Genomic DNA, 20,792 nt, shown 5'->3' with positions numbered 1-20,792 from the left:
TTCGCGCGGTGGCCGCCACCGGGGACTAGGCATGGCACGACACCCCGGCGTCCACCTGCCCAGGAGGCTCATCGATGTCCAACAGCCCCGGAAACAACGCCTCTCCGTCCCCGGCCGCGGACGCCGCCGGCGCCGCCGGCGCCGCGGACTCCCCCGCCCGCCGCAGTGTGCTGCGCGGGTCGCTCGCCGCCTCGGCCGCGCTGGCCCTCCCCGGTGCCGCGCTCGCCACCGCCGCCCCGGCCCAGGCCAGGTCGGGACGGCCGGGTGCCGCCTGGGGCGTACAGACCGGTGACATCACCACCTCGACCGGGCTGGTGTGGGTACGGTCCGACAGGGCCGCCCGGATGACCGTGGAGACCTCGGCCACCGAGTCGTTCCGCCATGCCCGGACCTGGCACGGCCCCCTGCTCGGCCCCGGCAGCGACTTCACCGGCACGGTCCCGCTGAGCGGACTGCCCGCCGGTGAGCAGGTGCACTACCGGGTGACTCTCGCCGACCCGCACGACCCCCGCCGTACCGGCGAGCCGGTGTACGGCACCTTCCGTACCGCGCCCGCGAAGCGCCGGCAGGGTGTGCGCTTCCTCTGGTCCGGCGACATCGCGGGCCAGGGCTGGGGCATCAACCCGGACATCGGCGGCTTCCGGGTGTACGAGGAGATGCGCCGGCTCGACCCGGACTTCTTCCTGTGCAGCGGGGACACGATCTACGCGGACGGCGTGATCGAGCCGAGCGTGACGCTGCCCGACGGCCGGGTCTACCGCAACGTCACCACCGAGGAGAAGTCCAAGGTGGCGGAGACCCTCGACGAGTACCGGGGCAACTTCCGCTACAACCTGCTCGACGCGAACGTCCGCCGGTTCAACGCGCAGGTGCCGTCCATCGTCCAGTGGGACGACCACGAGGTGCGCAACAACTGGTACCCCGGCCAGATTCTCGACGACGTGCGCTACACCGAGAAGAACGTGGACGTGCTCGCCGCACGCTCCACACAGGCGTTCCACGAGTACTTCCCCATCTCCGGCGGGGGCGCGCGCGGGACGGACCGGCGTGTCCACCGAGTGGTGAACCACGGGCCGCTGCTGGATGTGTTCGTCCTCGACATGCGGACGTACCGCAACGCCAACTCGCCCGGCCGGCAGTCCGACGACACGACCGGCATCCTGGGCGCGGAGCAGCTCCACTGGCTCAAGCGCGAACTGTCGCGGTCCCGGGCGGTGTGGAAGGTGATCGCCGCCGATATGCCGATCGGTCTGGTCGTACCGGACGGTACGGCGAACATCGAGGCGATCGCCCAGGGCGATCCCGGCGCCCCGCTCGGCCGGGAACTCCAGATCGCGGAACTGCTGCGGTACATCAAGCACCGGCGGATCACCGGCACGGTGTGGCTGACGGCGGATGTGCACCACACCTCGGCGCAGCACTACGAGCCGGAGCGGGCCGCGTTCAAGGACTTCGCGCCGTTCTGGGAGTTCGTCTCGGGACCGCTCGCCGCGGGCCAGTTCCAGGCCAGTGCCCTGGACGGCACGTTCGGCCCTGACCGGGTGTATGTGAAGGCTCCTGACCGGGCGAACGTCTCGCCGATGGAGGCGCCGCAGCTCTTCGGCGAGGTCGACATCGACGGCGGCAGCGGTGAGCTGACGGTGCGTCTGCGGGCCGAGGGCGGCTCCGTGCTGTTCACCAAGGTGCTCCAGCCGGGCCGGGTCGGGCAGTAGCCGGGGCAGTCGGCCGGACAGTAGTCGCGGTAGTCGGTCGGGCAGCAGTCGCGGTGGTCAACGGGGGCCGGGGCACGGGCGGTTGGCGTCCACCGCCGCCCGTGCCCGGCCGTGCCGTGCCCGGCCGTGCCGTGCCCGGCGAGGGCGTTCGAGCGCCCGCGCTCCCTCGTCCGAGGCCGATTGTCAGTGCCGGGATCTAACGTCTTTTCCATGACGCGATCCACGCAGGCCATCGCCTACTCCCGTCCGTCCGCCCTGGAGAGCGCCCCGGGCGGGCGGCTCCTCGGGCTGGAGACCTCCGGCGGGCTGACCCCCGCCGGCGCCGAGGCGCACCCACGGTTCTTCTCGGGCTTCCTGGCCTCGCCCAGGGCCGCCGCCCGGGGGCTGCTGGCGGTCGCGGATGTCGCCGGCGCGCGCTACTACCAGCGGATACCGGGCAGTTCGCTGGACCCGGTGGTGACGGGGAACGGCGACCGGCTGCGCTTCGAGTCGTTCTCCGGCTGCTGCGGGGTGTACGCGCGTCTCGATGTGGAGCCGGACGGGCTCGACGGCGCGCGGACGGGGCACGGCACGACCAATGTGGATGTGAACAGCCCGCTGCGCGAGGCCCTGTCCCGGATGACCGGTGACGATCCGCTCCATCTGCGGGTGGGTCCGGACTCGCTGGCGGTCACCACGGTCCGGGGGCCGGTCGTGGAGAAGAAGGTTCCGCTGCCGGACCGCTGGCTGCGGGGCTTCGCCGAGGCCCAGGTCGTCTCCGCGGGGTTCGATCTGCGGGCCGAGCTGTCCGCCGGGGAGGCCGTCCGTTTTCTGCGCTCGCTGCCGCGCGGCTCGGGCACGGCCTCGCGCGGTGCGCGCTGGGTCGTACCGGCGGGGAGGACTCTGCGGCCGACCACCCGGCCGGTGCCGGGAGCCGTCTGTCTGCCGGGTCCCGAACGGCTGGCCGCCTTGCAGCGCGTGCTGCGGGACGCCACGGCGCTGCGGGTGTACGGGCCGGTGACGGACGGGGCGCCGACGGCGAGTGCCTGGGAGGCGGTGCTCCCGGGGATGCGGCTGACGCTCACCCTGTCACCGAGCGCGGCGCGCGGGTTCTCGGGCGAGGGCGGGGTGCTGGAGTCGCTGGCCACCGGAGAGGCGGCGGAGGACGCCGAGCTGGTGTCCGTACTGCTGGCGTGGGAGCCGCGGATCGACCCGGCGGAGCTGGCCGGGCAGGCGGGGCTGACGGCCGGGCGGGTTCGGGCGGCGCTGACCCGGCTCGGTACGGCCGGCCGGGTGGGCTACGACCTCGCGGACGCGTCGTACTTCCACCGTGAGCTGCCGTACGACGCCGATCGCGCCGAGCGGCACAATCCACGGCTGGTCTCGGCCCGCGCCCTGCTCTCCTCGGGGGCGGTGACACTCGACGGTGAACTGGCCGCCGTGGCCTCGGGCGAGCGGCGCTACCAGGTGCGGGAGGCCGACGGAGTGCTGAGCTGCACCTGCCGGTGGTGGGCGGAGTACCGGGGCCGACGCGGTCCGTGCGCCCACGCGCTGGCCGTCCGGATGGCGCGGCGCGAGTCCGTCGTGATGAGCGGGGCCGCGCGATGAGCGGGCTTCTCGACGCCGTACGGGCCGGCCGGGTCCAGGACGTTCCCGCACTGGTCGCCCCGCTGAGCGCGGCGGACAGGAAGACGGAGCTGGCCGCGCTGAAGGCGTTCCGTACGGAGATGCGCGGCTGGCCCTGGGGGCGGTGGCGCGAGCGCACCAAGGCGGGGTACGCGCTGCTGGTGGCCGGGGCCGGCTGTCATACGGGGGCCGCGGCGACGGCCGCCTGGATCGGTGCCCGCGATCTGCGCGAGGGGCGCGGGGTGCCCCATCGTGAGCTGCTCGGTCTGCTCGCGGAGCGCGATCCCGGCTGGCTCGGGGATGTGGCACACCGGCTCGCGGGCCGGGCGTCGACCGCGCAGCTCGACTATCCGCTGATCGCGGGCCTGGTGCGGCTCGCGGGATGTCCGGTGCCGGCCACCGACGCGTTCGTGCACGGCTGGGCGGAGGCCACACCTTCGCACGGCAGGCTCCTGCCCGCCCTCCGGGCGGATCCTCTGGTGCGGACCATGGTGCCCCGGCTCTTCGGGACAGCGGAACTCTCCTCGCCTCTCGGCTGGTACGGCGATGCCGAGGAACCGCACCACTGGCCGACGGCACTGACCGTTCTCGCCGAGGAGGGCGTGGTGGAGCGCGGTCTGCTCGTCGACTCCGCCATCGCGCGTCTGCTGCGCGGCGGCACACCAGGTGATCTGGGCTTCTTCCTGAATCTGCTGCGCCGGCTCGCGCTGACCGCGGACGAGGAGCGGGAGCATCTGACGGACTGGATCGGTATGGCGGCGGACGGGTCCTCGACCGTCGCGGGGTACGCGCAGGGCGTGCTCGGCAGGCTGGCGCTCGCCGGTGATCTGCCGGTGCGGAGCCTCGCGGACATGTCCCGGTCGGTGCTGTTCCGGCCGGAGAAGAAGCTCGTCAGGGCCCAACTGGTGCTGCTGGGCAAGGTCCTGCGCGCGGACGGCGGCTCCGCCGGTGAGCTGCTGCCCGCCGTCGCCGACGTCTTCGGACACGAGGACACCACCGTCCAGGAGCGCGCGCTGAAGCTGATGGCGCGTCATCTCCCCGCCGCCGGTGCCGAGATGCGGGCCGAACTGGCCCTGGCGGCGGCCTCGTTGAGCCCGGTCCACCGGGCGCGGGCCACCGAGGTGTTCGGTGAACCGGCGCCGGAGCCGGATCCGGTCCCGTACGAGGAGATCCTGCCGCCGGTGCCGGTCCCGGCTCGGCTCGCTCCCGCCCCGGCGGGCCTCGCCGAGCTGGTCGAGGAGGTGGTGGCACTGGTCGTCTCGAGCGAGCGCGAGGAGGTGACCTCGTTCGAACGGACGCTGGACGGGCTCGTACGCCATGCCTACCGGGACCGGGCGGCGCTCGCCGACGCGCTCAGGCACGCGCTGGCCGACCGCTGGTGGCTCGAAGGCGATTCGGAGCAGGACCGCGACCGGCGGTTCTCCAGGATCCCCCATGGAATCGAGGTGGTGGCCGCCTCCATATGCGAGCGGGTCTCCGTCACGGCGCTGTGGAACACCAGGGCTCGGGCGGCGGTACGGCAGTCCTGCGCGCACACCGTGCTGAACGGAGTCACCGAGGCGCGGCTGTGGGAGGCCGCCCATCTGCTGCGCACCCGACCGCTGCCCTTCCTGCTGGCCACGCCGACCTGGCGGACGGGTGCGCTGGATCCCGATGTCCTGGTCGAGCGGCTCAGCGAGTACCAGCGGCTCTGTGCCACCCCGGCTCCGGTGGACCTCGCCCAGGCCCTCCTGCGGGTACGGCGCGAGACCGACCCGGAGGCGGCGCGCGCGGCGGCGGCGCTCGGCTCCCCCGAGGGCGGCCGGATGGCCGCCTGGCTCAGCGGGGACGGAACGGCACTGCCCGCGCTCGAACCCGCCGGGGAGCCCCGGCAGCCGGAGGCGGACGAGTCCGCCGGGGAGGGCCGCCGCCGGCTGGGGTCGGTGACGGGCCGGATGGGCGCGGTCAGGGAGCGGCTGGCGATCCACCGGGAGTTCCCGCCGGCCTTCCGCTGGCTGGGCAGTCCCGTGCGGCCCGCCGGATCGGGGTGCCGTCACTGGATCGGTGGCGAGAACGCCAACTGGCCCGCCGTACTGCCCGAGGACCGGGAGACACTCGCCGGGTGGCTGCTGCCCACGGTGGCGGCCTGCGCGGAGCACGACCAGCGGGGCGGCTCCTGGTGGCTGCCGGTGCTCGCCGAGAGCGGAGGTCCCGCCGGCACCGGCCTGCACCGGGGGCTTGCATACGGTCTGGGCGCCCGGCATCCGGACGACCGGCTGTCGGCCGTGGACGCGCTGCTGGTGCTGGCCGCCCGCGATGACCTGGACGGACCGCTGCTGGGGCGGGAACTGGCCACCCTGGTGACCTCCGGGGCGGTCAAGGTCAGCCGGCTGGCCGACGCCGCTCGCACGGCCGCGGAGACCGGTGCGTATGCCACGGTCTGGTCGGTGCTCGGCGCCGCGCTGCCCGGTCTGCTGGCCGCCGGGGCCGCGCGACCGGGGGCCGGGGCGGGGGCAGCGGGGGTCGGTACGGCCCTGGCCGCGAGGACCAGGACCGGGAAGGCCGCCGCGGCGACACGTCCGGGCCTCGGGGAGCTGCTGTCCGTGGCCGCCGAATGTGTGGAGCGCTGCGGCGCGCGGGACGGGATACCCGGTCTGGCCGAATCGGCGGGCCGCGGGGGCTCGTCACGTCTCGCCTCCCAGGCGGCCCGGCTGCTGGCCGCATTGCGTCAGGGAGACGATCACTACAGGCCAGAATTGGCCAAAGATCGCCCAAATGGGAACAGATCCATCCTTAACCCATCAGTCACAAACCGTTCGTGATCACGCAACACCATTCCGTCAAAGTGAGGTCATGACCAATGTGACGTCCGCGAAGAGTGTCCGCCGCCCCCACCACTGGCGACGGGACCTTGTCGAACTGGCCGCCCTGTTCATCGCGGTGGCGGTCGCCGACTCCGTGGCGAACATGATCGCGCATGGACCCGACGGTACGTTTCTGCTGTTCGCCTCCGCCCTGACCCTGATCGCCACCGCCGCCTTCCACACCTGGTGGGCGCGGAGACACGGTCATACCCCACCGGCCTCCGCCCTCTCCGATCCCGGTCCGACCGTGGCCGGCGGGACCGTGACCGGCGGGGCGGGCGTCGGCGCCCTGCCCGTTCCGGCCCTTCCGGACCCCCGCCGGGGAGCGGTACCGGCCGAGACGGTGGAGACGGTGCTCTGGCGGATGCGGACCACCGTGCGGGACGAGCCGGGCAGTCTGGCCGCGCTGTGCACGGCGTTCGCCGCACTCCATGTGGACATCCTCACCCTCCAGACCCATCCGCTGGCCGAGGGCACGGTGGACGAGTTCCTGCTGCGCGCCCCGGCCGCGCTCCAGGCGAAGGACCTCATCGGCGGGGTCTCGGCGGCGGGCGGCAGCGGCACCTGGATCGAGCGGGCCGACGCGCACGACCTGGTGGACACCCCGACCCGGGTGCTCGGTCTGGCCACCCGTACGGCGCTGGACGGCGCCGAGCTGCCCCTCGCGCTGCGCCAGTTGCTGGGCCGCTGCACGATCCACTCACGGCCCGGTGTCCCGGTCACCGGACGTGGCGCCGGTGAGAGCGCGCCGGTCGAGGGCGTGCTGGACGGGACGGAGATGCGGCTGCACGACCCGAACGGCGGAAGCATCACCGTCGAGCGCCCGTATCTCGCCTTCACGCCCACCGAATTCGCCCGAGCCCGCGCCCTGGTCGAGCTGGACGCCCGGCTCGGCCCTCGTATCCCGCGCAGCCAGGACGTGCTGACGCTCCCGGAAGGCGAGGAGATCACCGTACGGCGCGCCGACCGCGACGACCTCGACGCGGCGCTCGCCATGCACGGCCGCTGCTCCGAGCGCACTCTGAGCCAGCGCTACCACGGCCCGGTGGGCGACGCGGACCGCTATCTCCAGCATCTGCTCAGCCCGCGCTTCGGGCGTACGCTCGCGGTCGAGTCGGCCTCCGGACGGCTGGTCGCCCTCGGGCATCTGCTCTGGGACGGCGACGAGACCGAGGTCGCGCTGATCGTCGAGGACTCCTGGCAGCGGCGCGGTATCGGCTCCGAGCTGCTCGGCCGGCTGGTCGCGCTCGCCGTGGAGGCGCACTGCACCAGCGTGTACGCGGTCACCCAGGCGTCCAACACCGCCATGGTCGCGACCATGCGTGACCTGGGTCTGCCGCTGGACTACCAGATCGAGGAGGGCACGCTCGTCATCACGGCCCGGCTGGACCCGACGTCCCTGTCGATGCTGCCGCCGTACGGGGACTCCGGTCTCTTCGACCACGAGCAGGCCGACCGCTGAGCGACCGAACCCGCCCTGTCCGAACCCGCCCTGCCCGAACGAACCCCCGCCCCATCCGAACCCGCCATATCCGAACGCTCGCCCCGTAGGGACCGGACGCCCGCGCACCGCCCCGGCGCGGCCGACCGCGCCGCCGTCCACCGCCCGCTCCAGCGGGCCGAACGTCTCGATCCGGCCAAACTCGAAGGGAGGCCGGAGTCCGCTCCGGTCCCCGGCCTGCCTGTCTCCAAGCGGAACGAATCCGGCTCTTGGCCCGAAGTCGCCCCCGCCACCTCCCGGGCTCCTGCCTGGCGCTTCTCAAGTGGCCTTACTGCGGGGGGATCAGGAGCCGCTCAAGCCTCCGTCGTCGGCCAATCCGCCCATGCCACGGAATCCATGATGTGACGGAGGCGTCTCTCTTGGAGAGGATGGCCCGCATGTCAGACACAGCCGGCAGCGCGCTGCCCCGCCAGGTCGCCGACGCCTACGTCGACGCACTCATCGAACTCGATCCCATCACCGGCACCTTTCTGGGCGTCGCGGAGAGTTCCCGTCGCCTTCCCGATTTCTCCCCGGCCGGTCAGCAGGCGCTCGCCGATCTCGCCCGGGAGACCCTCGCCCGGCTCGACCGGGCCGAGACGCTGCCGGGCGCGGACGCAGATGCCGAGCGGTGCTGCGGCCGGCTGCTCCGTGAGCGTCTGACGGCGGAACTCGCCGTCCATGACACCGATGAGGGGCTGCGCAAGGTCAGCAATATCCACTCGCCGGCGCATCACATCCGCGATGTGTTCACCGTGACACCGGCCGAGACGGACGAGGACTGGGCGGCGATCGCCGAACGGCTCCGGGCCGTGCCCGCGGCGCTGGAAGGTTTCCGCGCCTCGCTCGCCCTCGGGCTCGAACGCAAGCTGTACGCCGGGCCGCGCCCCACCGCGACCTTCGTCGGCCAGCTCACGGAGTGGGCCGGCGAGGAGCGCGGCTGGTTCGAGGACTTCGCCTCGGCGGGCCCGGACCCGCTCCGTACCGAGCTGGACGACGCCGCGCGCCGGGCCACCGCCGCCGTCGTCGAGCTGCGCGACTGGATCCGCGATGTGTACGCGCCCGCCGTCGAGGACGCGCCGGACACCGTGGGCCGGGAACGCTACGCCCGCTGGTCGCGCTACTTCAACGGCACCGATCTGGATCTGGACGAGGCGTACGCGTACGGCTGGTCCGAGTACCACCGGCTGCTGGCCGAGATGAGGACCGAGGCCGAGAAGATCCTGCCCGGCGCGGGTCCCTGGGAGGCGCTCGCGCATCTTGAGGAGCACGGCGAGCACATCGAGGGGGTCGACGAGGTCAGGGAGTGGCTCCAGAACCTGATGGACGAGGCCATCGAGGCGCTGGACGGCACGCACTTCGAACTCGCCGAGAAGGTACGGAAGGTGGAGTCCCGGATCGCCCCGCCCGGCGGGCCCGCCGCGCCGTACTACAGCAGTCCGTCCGAGGACTTCTCGCGGCCCGGCCGCACCTGGCTCCCGACCATGGGCGCCACCCGCTTCCCCGTCTACGACCTGGTGTCCACCTGGTACCACGAGGGGGTGCCCGGCCACCACCTCCAGCTCGCCCAGTGGACACTGGTCGCCGATCAGCTCTCCCGCTACCAGGCGACCGTCGGCATGGTCAGCGCCAACGCGGAGGGCTGGGCGCTCTACGCGGAGCGGCTCATGGACGAGCTGGGCTTCCTGCCGGACGCGGAGCGCAGGATCGGATATCTGGACGCGCAGATGATGCGTGCCTGCCGGGTGATCGTGGACATCGGTATGCATCTGGAGATGGAGATCCCGGCGGATTCGCCCTTCCACCCGGGCGAGCGCTGGACACCGGAGCTGGCGCAGGAGTTCTTCGGGAACCACAGCGGGCGTCCCGCGGACTTCGTGGAGAGCGAGCTGACCCGTTATCTCTCGATGCCGGGCCAGGCGATCGGCTACAAGCTGGGCGAGCGCGCCTGGCTGCTCGGGCGGGAGAACGCCCGTAAGGCACATGGCGACGCGTTCGACGCGAAGGCGTGGCACATGGCGGCGCTGTCACAGGGCTCCCTGGGTCTGGACGATCTGGTGGAGGAGCTGTCCAAGCTCTGAGCGACGATCGACGGTGGCGGTGGCCGTGGCCGTAGCGGTGCTGGTGGCGGTGGCGGTGGCGGTGGCGGTGGCGGTGGCGGTGGCGGTGGCGGTGATTGATACGGCACGCCGACGCGCGGCTGCCGGGCCCGGCCGAGAGGCACGGGCCCGGCGGCGTCCGGCCGGCTCAGCGGCGGAAGCCGCCCTCCGAGTCGATGACCTGACCGGTGATCCACTCCGCCTCGTCGGTGGCGAGCCAGGCGATCAGCCGGGCCGGTTCGTCGGGCATGCCCCAGCGTCCGGCCGGGAATCGCGCGGCGACCGCCTCGTACGCGGATCCCGTCAGATAGCCGGTGTCGACGGGACCGGGGTTGACGGTGTTGACCGTCACCGCGAGATCCGCGAGCGAGGTGGCCAGGGACCGTGTCGCCGAGGCGAGGGCTCCCTTGGCCAGCCCGTACGCGATCTCCTCCGGCATACCGCCCCCGAGATCCTGACCGGACGTCATCATGACGACCCGGCCACCGGGTGTACGGGCGGGGAGCTTCGCGCGCAGCCGTGCGTACGCCTGGACGAGCAGGATCACCGACCGGGTGTCGGTCGCCCAGTGCGCGTCGAGCATCGCCGCGTCGACGGTGTCGAGCGTGCCGTCGAAACCGCTGAGCGCGTGGTTGGCGACAAGGATGTCGAGCCGTCCGCCGAGCGCCTCGGCGGCGGTGCCGATCAGTTCGGCGGGTGCCCCGAGTCCGGACAGATCCCCGGGCCCGTGCGTCACCCAGGCCGCCGGATCCGCCCGTGCCTCCCGTACATGGGCGGCGACTCCCTCCGGCCCCTCGGGATCGGCGCCCCAGGGCCGGTCGGCGTCGTGCGGGACGTGGTGATGGAGATGGACGCTCGCGCCGTACGCGACCAGCCGCCGCGCGACCGCGCAGCCGATACCGCCACGGCGGCTGGCCCCGGTCACCAGCGCGGTCCGGCCGCGCAGCGGCAGCGGATCACGGCGAAGGGACAGGGGGGCGGGGGAATCGGCGGGGGAATCAAGTGCGGACATGGGCGCCCATGTTCGTCGGTACGGCGGTGGATGTCATCCGGGTTTCCCGGCCCCGGGCACACCCCGTGCCGTACAGCACGGGGTGTGCGCCGTACGACACGGGAAGCACGCCGTACAGCACGGGAAGCGTGTCGTACGGCCGGTCAGCAACCGCAGTCCGCCGCGCCGACGGGTGCGGTCAGCGGATCGGCGTCGCGCCGTTCGGGTCCCTCGGCGGTCTCGGTCTCGAAGCCCTCCCGGATCCAGTACTCGATGCCCCCGAGCATCTCCTTCACCCGGTAGCCGAGACCGGCGAGGGCGAGCGCGGCGCGCGTTCCGCCGTCGCAGCCGGGGCCCCAGCAGTACGTGACGACCGGCACCGCCTTGTCGAGAAGCCGCTCGGCCCGCCCGGCGATCAGCGCGGTCGGCAGATGAACGGCTCCCGGAACATGTCCCTGGTCCCAGGACTCGGTGGAGCGGGAGTCGAGCACGACAAAGCCGGGGTCACCGCCGGCGGCCAGCGCGGCGGCGACATCGGAGACATCCGTGTGGAAGGCGAGGCGCGCGCCGAAGTAGGCGACGGCCTCCCCGGGCGAGGCGGGCGGCACCCGCAGCACGGGACCGCCGGCGGCCGACGGAGCGGAGGCGGAAGCGTGCGCATGAGTGCGGGCGGAAGCCTGGGAAGAAGTGCGGGAATGTGTGGTCATGACCAGAAATCTACGGTCGTCGTCCCGTCCTCTGAAGAGCGATTCCCCGGTCATCGCCTTGATGGACGGGTGCTTTCCCTGCTATTTCTCGTTGATGACCGAGTTTTCGCCGGACGCCACCGACTGGCACCTGCTGGATGTGCTGCAACGGGACGGCCGGATCAGCTTCGCCGAACTGGCCAGAGCCGTCTCCATGTCCGCGAGCGCCGTGACCGAGCGGGTGCGCCGGCTGGAGGAGTCGGGGGTGATCTCCGGCTATACCGCGGTGGTCGACCGTGAGCGGCTCGGCCGGCCCATCCTCGCCTTTGTGCGGCTGCGCTATCCGAACGGCAACTACAAGCCGTTCCACGATCTGCTGGAGGCGACCTCCGAGATTCTGGAGGCCCACCATGTGACGGGCGACGACTGCTTCGTACTGAAGGTCGCCGCCCGTTCGATGAGCCATCTCGAAGAGATCTCCGGCCGGATCGGCGCCCTGGGCTCGGTCACCACCAGCGTGGTCTACTCCTCGCCGCTGCCCCGCCGCTCCCTCAGCCGCTGAGACCCCGCCGCCGCCGTGGGAATCCACCCCGCGCCGCTCCGTCGGTCAGTCGCCGAGCGCCCCCGCCACGCGCGGGCGTACCGCCGAGCCGTGCCGTTCCTTGACGATCTCCAGCTGGGCGGGGATGCGGCGGCGCAGGTCGGCGACATGGCTGACGATGCCGACGCTGCGGTCGCGCTCCCGCAGCGCGTCCAGGACGTCGAGGACCTCGTCCAGCGTCTGGTCGTCCAGGCTGCCGAACCCCTCGTCGATGAAGAGGGTGTCCAGCCGTACGCCACCGGCCTCGTCGGTGACGACATCCGCGAGACCGAGCGCCAGGGCGAGGGACACGAAGAAGGTCTCGCCGCCCGAGAGCGTCGCCGTGTCGCGCGCGCTGCCGGTCCAGGCGTCGATGACCTGGAGCCCCAGCCCCGACCGGCGGAGGCCGCCCGCTCTCGCGTCGGAGTGGACGAGGGCGTACCGCCCGGAGGACATGCGCTGGAGCCGTACGGTGGCCGCGGCGGCGACCTGTTCCAGCCGGGCCGCCAGGACGTAGGACTCCAGGCGCATCCTGCGTTCGTTGTCGGCGGAGGTGCCCGCGGTGAGCCCGGCGAGGCGTGCCACCCGGTCGTACTCCTCGCGCACCGGGCCGAGCGCGCGTACCTCCGTCTCGGCCAGCCGGGAGAGTCTGCCCAGTTCGGCGCGGCGGTCCCGGGCGGTGGAGGCGGCGGCCGACGCGTCTCTCAGGGCTCGTTCGGCCCGGTCGTGGGCGGTCCGCGCGGCGTCGGTGGCGGCGGGCGGACGCGCGGCGGCGTTCCTGGCGTCCGGTTCGGCGAGCCGGTCCGCGAGCGCGGCGGACTCGGCCTGGAACGCGTCGAGCCGGTGCTGGAGTTCGCGCCGGCCGGTATCGGTGAGCAGGGCCGCCGCCGCGGCCTGCGGGGTGTCGAAACCGGCCCGGAAGGCGGCGGTCGCGAGCCTGCCGTCGGCCTCCTTCAGCCGTAGCGCCGTGGTGTCGACCTCGCGCACGGCCTCGGCGGCCTCGGCCAGCCACCCGGCCCGGCGTTCGAGCTGTCCGGCGCGCTCCGCGACGGTCTCGGCGTCTCCCCTGGCGCGGATCAACTCGGCGCGCAGAACGCTCTGTTCGCGGTCGAGGGCTTCGCGCCGTGAGGTACGGGCGGCGACCCGGCGTTCGGCGTGCTGCCGCGCGGCGAGTCGCTTCTCGTGTTCGCGCTCGGCGCGGTCGAGGGCCTCGCGGGCCGCGTGCGTACCGGCCGCGAGCCGGTGGGCCTCGGTGTACTCCCGTTCCAACTCCTCGGTGAGCGAGGTGAGTTCGGCGACACCGGCACCCTGGCCCGAGTCCCCGCCGACACCCCCGCCCACGTCCTCGCCCGCACCCCCGGCCGTCTCGCCCGCGCCCCCGGCGGCCTCGCGGGCCGCCGCGTACCGCTCCATGAGCGCGACATGCTCGCGCTCGACCGTGTCACGGGCCTTCGCCGCCCCCTGATGGGCCGTCAACGCCGCTTCCTCGGCGGCCGGTTCGACCTGTCCTTCGGTGGCGCGGGCGGGCCCGGGGTGGGCCTCGGAGCCGCAGACCGCGCACGGTTCGCCGTCCACGAGCCGGGCGGACAGCTCGGCCGCCATGCCCCGCAGCCGCCGTTCCCGCAGTTCGAGCCAGGTCTCATGGGCGGTGTTGGCATGCTCCCTGGCCTGCCGCAGCCGTCGCTCGGCGTCGTCGGCCGCCGCTTCGAGACGGTCGCGCCGGACGGCGGCTTCGAGCCGCCGCCGGGCGGGTTCGAGCCGCCCCGCGAGCTGTTCGGCGCGTGTCGCCGCGTCCTGGGCGGCCTCGATACGGTCCCGCAGCGCCTGGCGCTCGGACTCCCAGTCCGCCAGCCAGCCCGCCGCGTCCTGGAGGATCTCCTCGTCGGCGCGCGCCTGCCGGTCCAGTCCGGCGCGTTCCCCGCTGATCTCGGCGCTGCGCGACTCCGCGCGCCGGGCCGCGTCGAGAGCGCCCAGCTCCTCCCGCATGGTCCGTTCCAGCGAGGCCAGTTGCTCGGCGCCCGCCTCGGCGAGATCGGGCGGCAGGAGCGCCCGGGTGCGGTCGTACTCGTCACAGGCCTCCCGGTGCGCCTCCTCGGCGTCGTCGCGCAGGGCGAGCGCCGGGGCCACCAGCTCGGCCTTGTGCGCCCGTTCCAGCAGCGCCTGGCCGCGGTCGCGCTCGGGGCGGCGCGCTTCGAGCGCCTCGGCGCGCAGCCGGGTGTCGGCGAACCGCTCTTGCAGCCTGGCCAGTTCGTTCGCGGCGTCCAGCTCGCTCCGGGCGGCGGCCCGTCGGCTCTCGGCCGCCGCCAGCGCCGACTCGGCGATATCGGTCCGCTCCTGGGCGGTGGAGCGGGCGACCGCGGCCCACTCCAGGACGGCCTGGGCGAGCCCCGCCTCACCCGGCCGGCTTTCCGGGAACGAACTGCCGTCCGCGGCCTGGGCGATGCGCTGTGCGACACCGAGCAGCCGGTCGTCACCCGCGCGTACCCGGTGTTCGGCGGCACGGCGCAGTTCCGCGAGCCGTTCCTCCACCGCGGCGAACCTGCGGGTGTCGAAGAGGGTACCGAGGAGCTTGCCGCGCGCCTCGGCGTCGGCGCGCAGGAAACGGGCGAAGTCGCCCTGGGGCAACAGCACCACCTGGCAGAACTGCTCACGGCTCATCCCGAGCAGTTGGCCGATCTCCTCGCCTATCTCCTGGTGGGAGCGGCTCAGTGCCCGCCAGTCGGCGCGCTCGGTGTCGTGCTCGCGCAGCAGGCTCTGTGCCTTCTCCGTGGTGAAGCCCTTGGCGCGCTTCTTCGGACGCTGCTGGGCGGGCCGCCGGGTGATCTCGAACCGCCGTCCGCCCACGGTCAGTTCGAGTGTCACCTCGGTGGCGGTCCCGGGGGCCGCGTGGTCGCTGCGCAGGGAGGCGCCGGGGCTCTGCCGGGCCCCGGGGACCGCTCCGTAGAGCGCGTAGCAGACCGCGTCGAGCACGGAGGTCTTCCCCGCGCCGGTCGGGCCGTGCAGCAGGAAGAGCCCGGCGGTGGAGAGCGCGTCGAAGTCGACGGTCTGGGTGGTGGCGAAGGGGCCGAAGGCGGTGATCGTCAGCCGGTGCAGTCTCACCGGCTCACCTCGCGCTTCGCGGCGTCGACCCGTACCTCGTCGAAGGCGTCGCGCAGCACGGCGCGTTCGCGGTCGTCGGGCCCGGCCCCGCCCCGTACATGCGCCACGAAGTCCTCCGCGATCTGCTGGTCGGTACGGCCCGCGAGCCGCTGGGCGTAGGAGGCGAGCGGGTCGTCCTCACCGCGTTCGGGGGCGAAGACCAGGCTGAGGGTGTACGGGAAACGCTCGGTGAGCCGTGCCATGGGTTCGGCCGGGCGCACCGGATCGGTGAGGGTCGCCTCGACCCAGGAGTCCTCGTGCCGGGCGAGCCCGGGATCGTCGAGCAGCGCGTCGAGCGGGCCGCGGATCCTGGCCAGGGGGCGCGGCACCGGGCAGTCGACGCGCTCGGCGTCGATCCCGCCGTCCGGTCCCAGCTCCACCAGCCACATGGTCTTGCGGTGAGCGGTCTCCGAGAAGGAGTACGCGAGCGGGGAGCCCGCGTAGCGGACGCGCTCGGTGAGGGTCTGGCAGCCGTGGAGATGGCCGAGTGCGGCATAGTCCGCGCCGTCGAAGATCCCCACGGGTACGGAGGCCACTCCCCCGACGGTGATGTCGCGCTCGCTGTCGCTGGGCGCCCCGCCGACGACGAAGGCATGGGCGAGGACCACACAGCGGGTGCCGGGGGCGCGTCGCGCGAGGTCGGCCCGTACCCGTTCCATCGCGGCGCCGAGCACCGCCTCGTGTGCGGCCTTCGCCGCCTTGAACTCGGCACACACCAGGGCGGGTTCGAGATACGGCAGTCCGTAGAAGGCCACCTCGCCATGGGCGTCGGAGAGGAGTACGGGGGTGTCGCAGCCGGCCGGGTCGGTCCGCAGATGGATCCCGGCGTGCTCCATCAGTCCGGCGCCGACGCCGAGTCTGCGCGCCGAGTCGTGGTTGCCGGAGATCATGACGGTCGGTACGCCGGCCTCGGCGAGGCGGTGCAGCGCGCGGTCGAAGAGTTCCACGGCGGCGAGCGGCGGTACGGCACGGTCGTAGACGTCGCCCGCGACCAGGACCGCGTCCACGTCACGGTCCCGGACGGTCGCGACGAGATGGTCGAGGAAGGCGGCCTGGGCGTCGAGCAGGCTCACGCGGTGGAACGACCGGCCGAGATGCCAGTCGGATGTGTGCAGAATCCTCAAATGAAGGCCTCGCCGCCCAGTTCCAGTACGGCCGCCCCGGCCGTGGTGTCGGCGAGCCAGGCGCGGAAGGACGCCAGGTCCGCGTCCGGCAGGCCGATGTCGATGGTGACCGTCTCGCCGTACCGCACCTCGCGCACCGTACGGCCCGTGGCGCGCAGATCGTTCTCCAGCCTGCCCGCGCGCTGGTGGTCGACGGTGACGGTGGCGAGCCGGAAGCGCTGCCGTGTCACCGTCCCCAGGGCGTCGAGGGTCTCACCGACCACTCCGCCGTACGCGCGGATGAGTCCGCCCGCGCCGAGCTTGACCCCGCCGTAGTAGCGGGTGACGACCGCCGCGGTGTAGCGCACCTCGCGCCGTATCAGCATCTGGAGCATCGGCACCCCGGCCGTCCCGCCGGGCTCTCCGTCGTCACTCGCCTTCTGTACGGAGGCGTCGGCGCCGATCACATACGCGTAGCAGTTGTGGGTGGCCGTCGGATGCTCCTTGCGGACGCGCGCGACGAACTGCTGCGCCTCCCGCTCGCTCGCGGCGGGTGCCAGCGCGCAGAGAAAACGAGACCGGTTGATCTCGGTCTCGTGCGTACCCGCGCGGGCGACGGTCCGGTACTGCTCCTGCATCTCCCCACCCTATGCGGCGGGGCCGGACGGTGCTGGCCGGGGCGTACGGTCCGTCCCGCGGGGGTGCGCACCGCGCGCGTACCGGTCGGCAGGCCGTGGAGTTCCCGGCCCGTCTTCAGGCATTTTGGTCACACGGTCATCAACCGCGCTGCTAAGAAAGCTGGATGGGATCGGCGGGGCGGGGTCTCACAACAGGAAGACCGGCCCGGTGTCTTGGGCGTTGGGGGAGAGTCTTGACGGAGGTACGGGGCGTACTGCGGGTCGTGGGCGGTGCGGCGTTGACGGTCACGGTCGGCGTGGCGGTGAACCAGATCCTTTCCGACGGGAAATTCAGCTGGACATGGCTGTACGCCTCGCTGGGGGTGGCCGTGCTGGCCTTGCTGTTCACGGAGGTGGCCGCCGCTCCCTCGGGCGGGGTGCGGGACACGGCGCGTGGCAGCCGACAGGTGTATCTGCGGCAGTTACGGGCGAGTGTCCGGGACATGGAGACCGTGGGCGTCGCCACACACGGCGAGTTCGTTCTGCGGATGAACCAGGTGTACGTGGATGTCAGCCTGGCTCCGCAGGCGTTGCACGCCGCCGCGGGCGAGCCGTATCTGGGGACGGTGCCCGGCGGTGCTCCGGCGGCGGGTCCGGGCGAGCGGCGGAGTCTGGAGTCGGTGCTGCGGGACGCCGAGCAGAACAGGGCGGCACGGGTTCTGGCGGTGATCGGCGGACCGGGCTCGGGCAAGACCACGCTGGCCCGTAACACGGCCCTGGGACTGTGCAGGAGCCGATGGCGGGGGCGGCTGCCGGTGCTGCTCTTCCTGCGCGACCACGCCGGGGCGCTGCTGGCCGACGAGGCACCGGGGCTGGGGGAGGTCGCCGTCTCGGCGGGCTGGCTGGAGGGGAAGGTGTCAGCCGGCTGGCTCGAACGCAGGCTCGACGCCGGTGGGTGTGTGGTGCTGCTGGACGGGCTGGACGAGGTCGCCGACCCGGCGGAGCGCGGCAGGGTGGTGTCCTGGATCGTCAGACAGACCCAGCGCCACCCCCGCAACATCTATGTGGTGACCTCGCGTCCGCATGGTTACCAGTCGAATCCGCTGCCCAGGGCCGAGGTGCTCCAGGTGCGCAGATTCACCAGGGAGCAGATCTCCCTGTTCCTGCATCAGTGGTCCTTCGCGACCGAGAGCCGGGCGCGGGCCGGCACGGGGCGCGAGGTGCGGGCGGTCGCCGACAGGAACGCGGAGGATCTGCTGGCCCGGCTGCGGGCCCGGCCTGCGCTGTACGACCTGGCCGCCAATCCGCTGCTGCTGACCATGACCTCGAACGTCCACCGCTACCGCGGTCAGCTGCCGGGCAGCCGTGCGGAGCTGTACGCGGAGATGTGCGACGTGCTGCTGCACCGCCGCTCGGAGGCCCGCGGGCTGTCCGACGCCACCAGCCTGGGCGGTCCGCACAAACAGCACATCGTCCAGCATCTGGCGCTCGCCATGATGAAGGCGAAGGTCCGGGACTGGCCGCTGCGCGACGCGGTCAGGGCGATCCGCCGTCCGCTGCGGCAGGTCCCCGGCGATGTGGACCCCGAGGTGTTCCTCGAAGAGGCGCGGAAGAGCGGACTCCTGGTCGAACGGGAGCACGGCGTCTACGGCTTCGCGCATCTGACCTTGCAGGAATATCTGGCGGCCGCGCAGCTCGGCACCCCGCGCGCCGACACCGGTCTGCTGAGCGGGAACGTCAACGATCCATGGTGGCGCGAGACGATCCTGCTGTGGGCCGCCGGCAATGACGCCACTCCTGTCATCACCGCCTGCCTGGAGTCCGGTACCGTCTCCGCCCTGGCCCTGGCCTTCGACTGCGCCGACCAGGCACAGATCGTCGACCCGGCCACGCGTGACCGCCTCGACGCCCTGCTGGAGCCTCCCGCCCCCGGTGAGACCCAGGACCCCGCCCGCCGGCGGCTGCTCGCCGGTGTCCAGGCCACCCGCACCCTGCGTGAAACCGTCGAACTCAGCGACACCGCCGACCTGTGCGCACGCCCGGTGCCCCAAGCCCTGTACGAGCTTTTCGTCCGCGAGGAAGAAGCGGAAGGACGCCATCACCCCTCCGTCGCGAGTCCCGCCGACGATCACGCGGACGGCGACACCGCGGTCGGGATGGAGGCGGGCGACGCCGAACGCTTCGTCGACTGGCTCAACACCGTCACCGGCGACACCGTCCACCGGCTGCCGACACCCGAGGAGCTCCGCGACCCGGCCGCCGGGATGGTCGCCGACCTGACCCGCCACACCGTCTGGGCCCACGACGGCACCCGTACCCTCCTCCACCAGCCACCAGGGGTGTCCTGGCCCTACGCCGACCCCGGCCTCCACCACTACCGCCTCGTCCCCGCCCCCGTCACCGACCGCCGGCAGAACGCCGATGCCGGCCTACCCCACTTCTCCCTCGTCTCCTCCCCCGTCATCGACCGCCGGCGGATCGCCCCCTACCTGCGGCTCCTCCTCGCCCCACCCGAGAACCGCACGCGGATCGAGGCCTGGAGCAGAGTCCTCACCAACGCCCTCACCCGCGCTCCGGAACTCCGCGGCACACCTCACCTCGCACCATTGGAACTCGCGCTCGTTCTCTCCCTCGACCGCGACCTCGCCCACATCCGTGCCCGCACCCTCGCCCACACCATCAACGGCGCCCGCTCCATCAACGCCACCCACGCCATCAACCTGGCCCACGCCCGTGCCCGCACCGTCGCCCGCGCACTCGGCCTCGGCTCCGACCTCGACCTCGACCGCACTCGCGACATCTCCGTCCTCCGCACCCTCGCCCGCGCCCGCGGCCGCAGCCGCGAGCTCGCCCGCGCCATCGACGGCGACCTCGCCACGGGCATCGGCATCGACAACGCCATCGATCTCGCCCTGGTCATCGACCGCCTCCTCGTCATCAACCGCCCTCACGACGGCGTCGACCGCACCATCGATCTCGCCCGCACCATCGATCACGCCCTCGCCCTCGATCACGCCCTGGCCATGCTGCTCGACCTCGCCATCGACCTCGCGCTCGACCGCGCCCCTGGCCTCGCTCCCGACCGTGACCTCGCCATCAACCGCGACCGCGAGAGGGACCGGGATCTCGCCATCGCTCTCGACCGGGACCTCGCCGTCGACCTCGACCGCGACCTCGCCCTCACCCTCGGCCGCGCCTACGACCTCGGCACAGCCGTCGCCCTCGGCATCGACCGCGACCTCGCCATCGACCGGGACCTCGCCATCGACCGCGCCGTCAACCGCGCTCTCAACCCCGGCCGGGCCCTCAGCTCCGACCGTGCCATCGACCCCGCTCTCGCCCTCGCCATCGACCGCGACCTCTCCCTCACACTCGACCGCGCCTACGACCTCGACACAGCCCTCGATCTGGCCTTCGACGCACACGCCGGAGAGCTGGGACTCGCTCTCTCCGCTTTCCGTGTCCTCTTCACCACGTGGACATCGCTCACCGACACCGCCCCGGCCTCGGCACTCACGAGTTTCGACGACTTCTTGACACGTACGTCAACGGAGGGCGTTGCCCTGGAGCAGCAGCCCCCGGAAGACCCGGCCGGCACCTTGCGCCAGGCCCACGACCTCCTCCGGGCGGATCATCCCCTGTATGAACAGACCCGGCTGCTGACAGGCGGCGCCCTGGAACTCCTGATCGCGATCCGTGACCGACGGCATCCCCTCGGTACCCGGGCACCGGCCTGTATCCGCACCGCACTGCTCGCCGCCGCGGCGGCCCTGCGGAAGACGGGCGACCATCACGAAGCGGACGAGCTGCGCCGGGTCTGGCAGAGTCTGATCGCACACAGCACCCCCGCGCCGACCGGCAACCAGATCCTCCTGCTGATCCGCACCCGCCAGTAGGCACGTTTCCGGAGTCCGCCGGGAATGGCGCGCGGCCGGTGG

General features: G+C 72.8%; 12 protein-coding genes. 7 read left to right on the top strand and 5 right to left on the bottom strand.

Annotated elements, in window-relative coordinates:
- Nucleotides 1-74 precede the first annotated feature (74 nt).
- The 5 genes from OG214_RS33010 (at nt 75) to OG214_RS32990 (ending at nt 9,721) form a co-directional block, all read left to right on the top strand.
- On the top strand, nt 75-1,712 hold the full coding sequence (locus tag OG214_RS33010; protein ID WP_405986783.1) for an alkaline phosphatase D family protein: 1,638 nt from the start codon (nt 75-77) through the stop codon (nt 1,710-1,712).
- 210 nt (nt 1,713-1,922) lie between these two features.
- Nucleotides 1,923-3,299 carry an SWIM zinc finger family protein gene (locus OG214_RS33005; RefSeq protein ID WP_405986782.1) on the top strand — a complete coding sequence of 459 codons (1,377 nt, stop codon included), beginning with the start codon at nt 1,923-1,925 and terminating at the stop codon, nt 3,297-3,299.
- Nucleotides 3,296-6,118: a DUF6493 family protein gene (locus tag OG214_RS33000; protein ID WP_405986781.1), complete on the top strand. Its 2,823-nt coding sequence runs from the start codon at nt 3,296-3,298 to the stop codon at nt 6,116-6,118. Before OG214_RS33005 ends, OG214_RS33000 begins: the two co-directional genes overlap by 4 nt.
- 31 nt (nt 6,119-6,149) lie before the next feature.
- The gene (locus OG214_RS32995; protein WP_405986780.1) at nt 6,150-7,622 is read left to right on the top strand and encodes a GNAT family N-acetyltransferase; all 1,473 of its coding nucleotides are present in this window, start codon (nt 6,150-6,152) and stop codon (nt 7,620-7,622) included.
- A gap of 416 nt (nt 7,623-8,038) precedes the next feature.
- On the top strand, nt 8,039-9,721 hold the full coding sequence (locus OG214_RS32990) for a DUF885 domain-containing protein (RefSeq protein ID WP_363081184.1): 1,683 nt from the start codon (nt 8,039-8,041) through the stop codon (nt 9,719-9,721).
- A gap of 166 nt (nt 9,722-9,887) precedes the next feature.
- Here the strand turns inward: OG214_RS32990 and OG214_RS32985 are convergent, their stop codons facing one another.
- Together OG214_RS32985 and OG214_RS32980 are read right to left on the bottom strand one after the other, a co-directional pair.
- A complete protein-coding gene (locus OG214_RS32985; protein ID WP_405986779.1) occupies nt 9,888-10,751 on the bottom strand; it encodes an SDR family oxidoreductase in 864 nt (287 codons plus the stop codon).
- A 143-nt stretch (nt 10,752-10,894) separates the two neighbouring features.
- The gene (locus tag OG214_RS32980; protein WP_405986778.1) at nt 10,895-11,437 is read right to left on the bottom strand and encodes a rhodanese-like domain-containing protein; all 543 of its coding nucleotides are present in this window, start codon (nt 11,435-11,437) and stop codon (nt 10,895-10,897) included.
- Nucleotides 11,438-11,531: 94 nt separating this feature from the next.
- Between OG214_RS32980 and OG214_RS32975 the strand changes: the two genes are divergently transcribed.
- Nucleotides 11,532-11,978: an Lrp/AsnC family transcriptional regulator gene (locus OG214_RS32975; RefSeq protein WP_405986777.1), complete on the top strand. Its 447-nt coding sequence runs from the start codon at nt 11,532-11,534 to the stop codon at nt 11,976-11,978.
- Nucleotides 11,979-12,023: 45 nt separating this feature from the next.
- On the opposite strand, the gene OG214_RS32970 is transcribed toward OG214_RS32975, so the two are convergent.
- Genes OG214_RS32970 through OG214_RS32960 form a run of 3 tightly spaced genes read right to left on the bottom strand, consistent with a single transcriptional unit; the run spans nt 12,024 to nt 16,875 of the window.
- A complete protein-coding gene (locus OG214_RS32970; RefSeq protein ID WP_405986776.1) occupies nt 12,024-15,095 on the bottom strand; it encodes an AAA family ATPase in 3,072 nt (1,023 codons plus the stop codon).
- Entirely contained in the window at nt 15,092-16,258 is a 1,167-nt protein-coding gene (locus OG214_RS32965) for an exonuclease SbcCD subunit D (RefSeq protein ID WP_405986775.1), read from the bottom strand. Before OG214_RS32965 ends, OG214_RS32970 begins: the two co-directional genes overlap by 4 nt.
- The gene (locus OG214_RS32960; RefSeq protein ID WP_405986774.1) at nt 16,255-16,875 is read right to left on the bottom strand and encodes a YigZ family protein; all 621 of its coding nucleotides are present in this window, start codon (nt 16,873-16,875) and stop codon (nt 16,255-16,257) included. Before OG214_RS32960 ends, OG214_RS32965 begins: the two co-directional genes overlap by 4 nt.
- 233 nt (nt 16,876-17,108) lie before the next feature.
- On the opposite strand from OG214_RS32960, the gene OG214_RS32955 reads away from it, so the two are divergent.
- A complete protein-coding gene (locus OG214_RS32955) occupies nt 17,109-20,750 on the top strand; it encodes an NACHT domain-containing protein (protein ID WP_405986773.1) in 3,642 nt (1,213 codons plus the stop codon).
- Nucleotides 20,751-20,792: the final 42 nt, after the last annotated feature.

It is taken from the genome of Streptomyces sp. NBC_00872 (assembly GCF_045161915.1).
Taxonomy (GTDB): Bacteria; Actinomycetota; Actinomycetes; order Streptomycetales; family Streptomycetaceae; genus Streptomyces.
The sequence above is the reverse complement of the archived record's forward strand: the minus strand, read 5'-3'. Positions and strand labels throughout refer to the sequence as shown.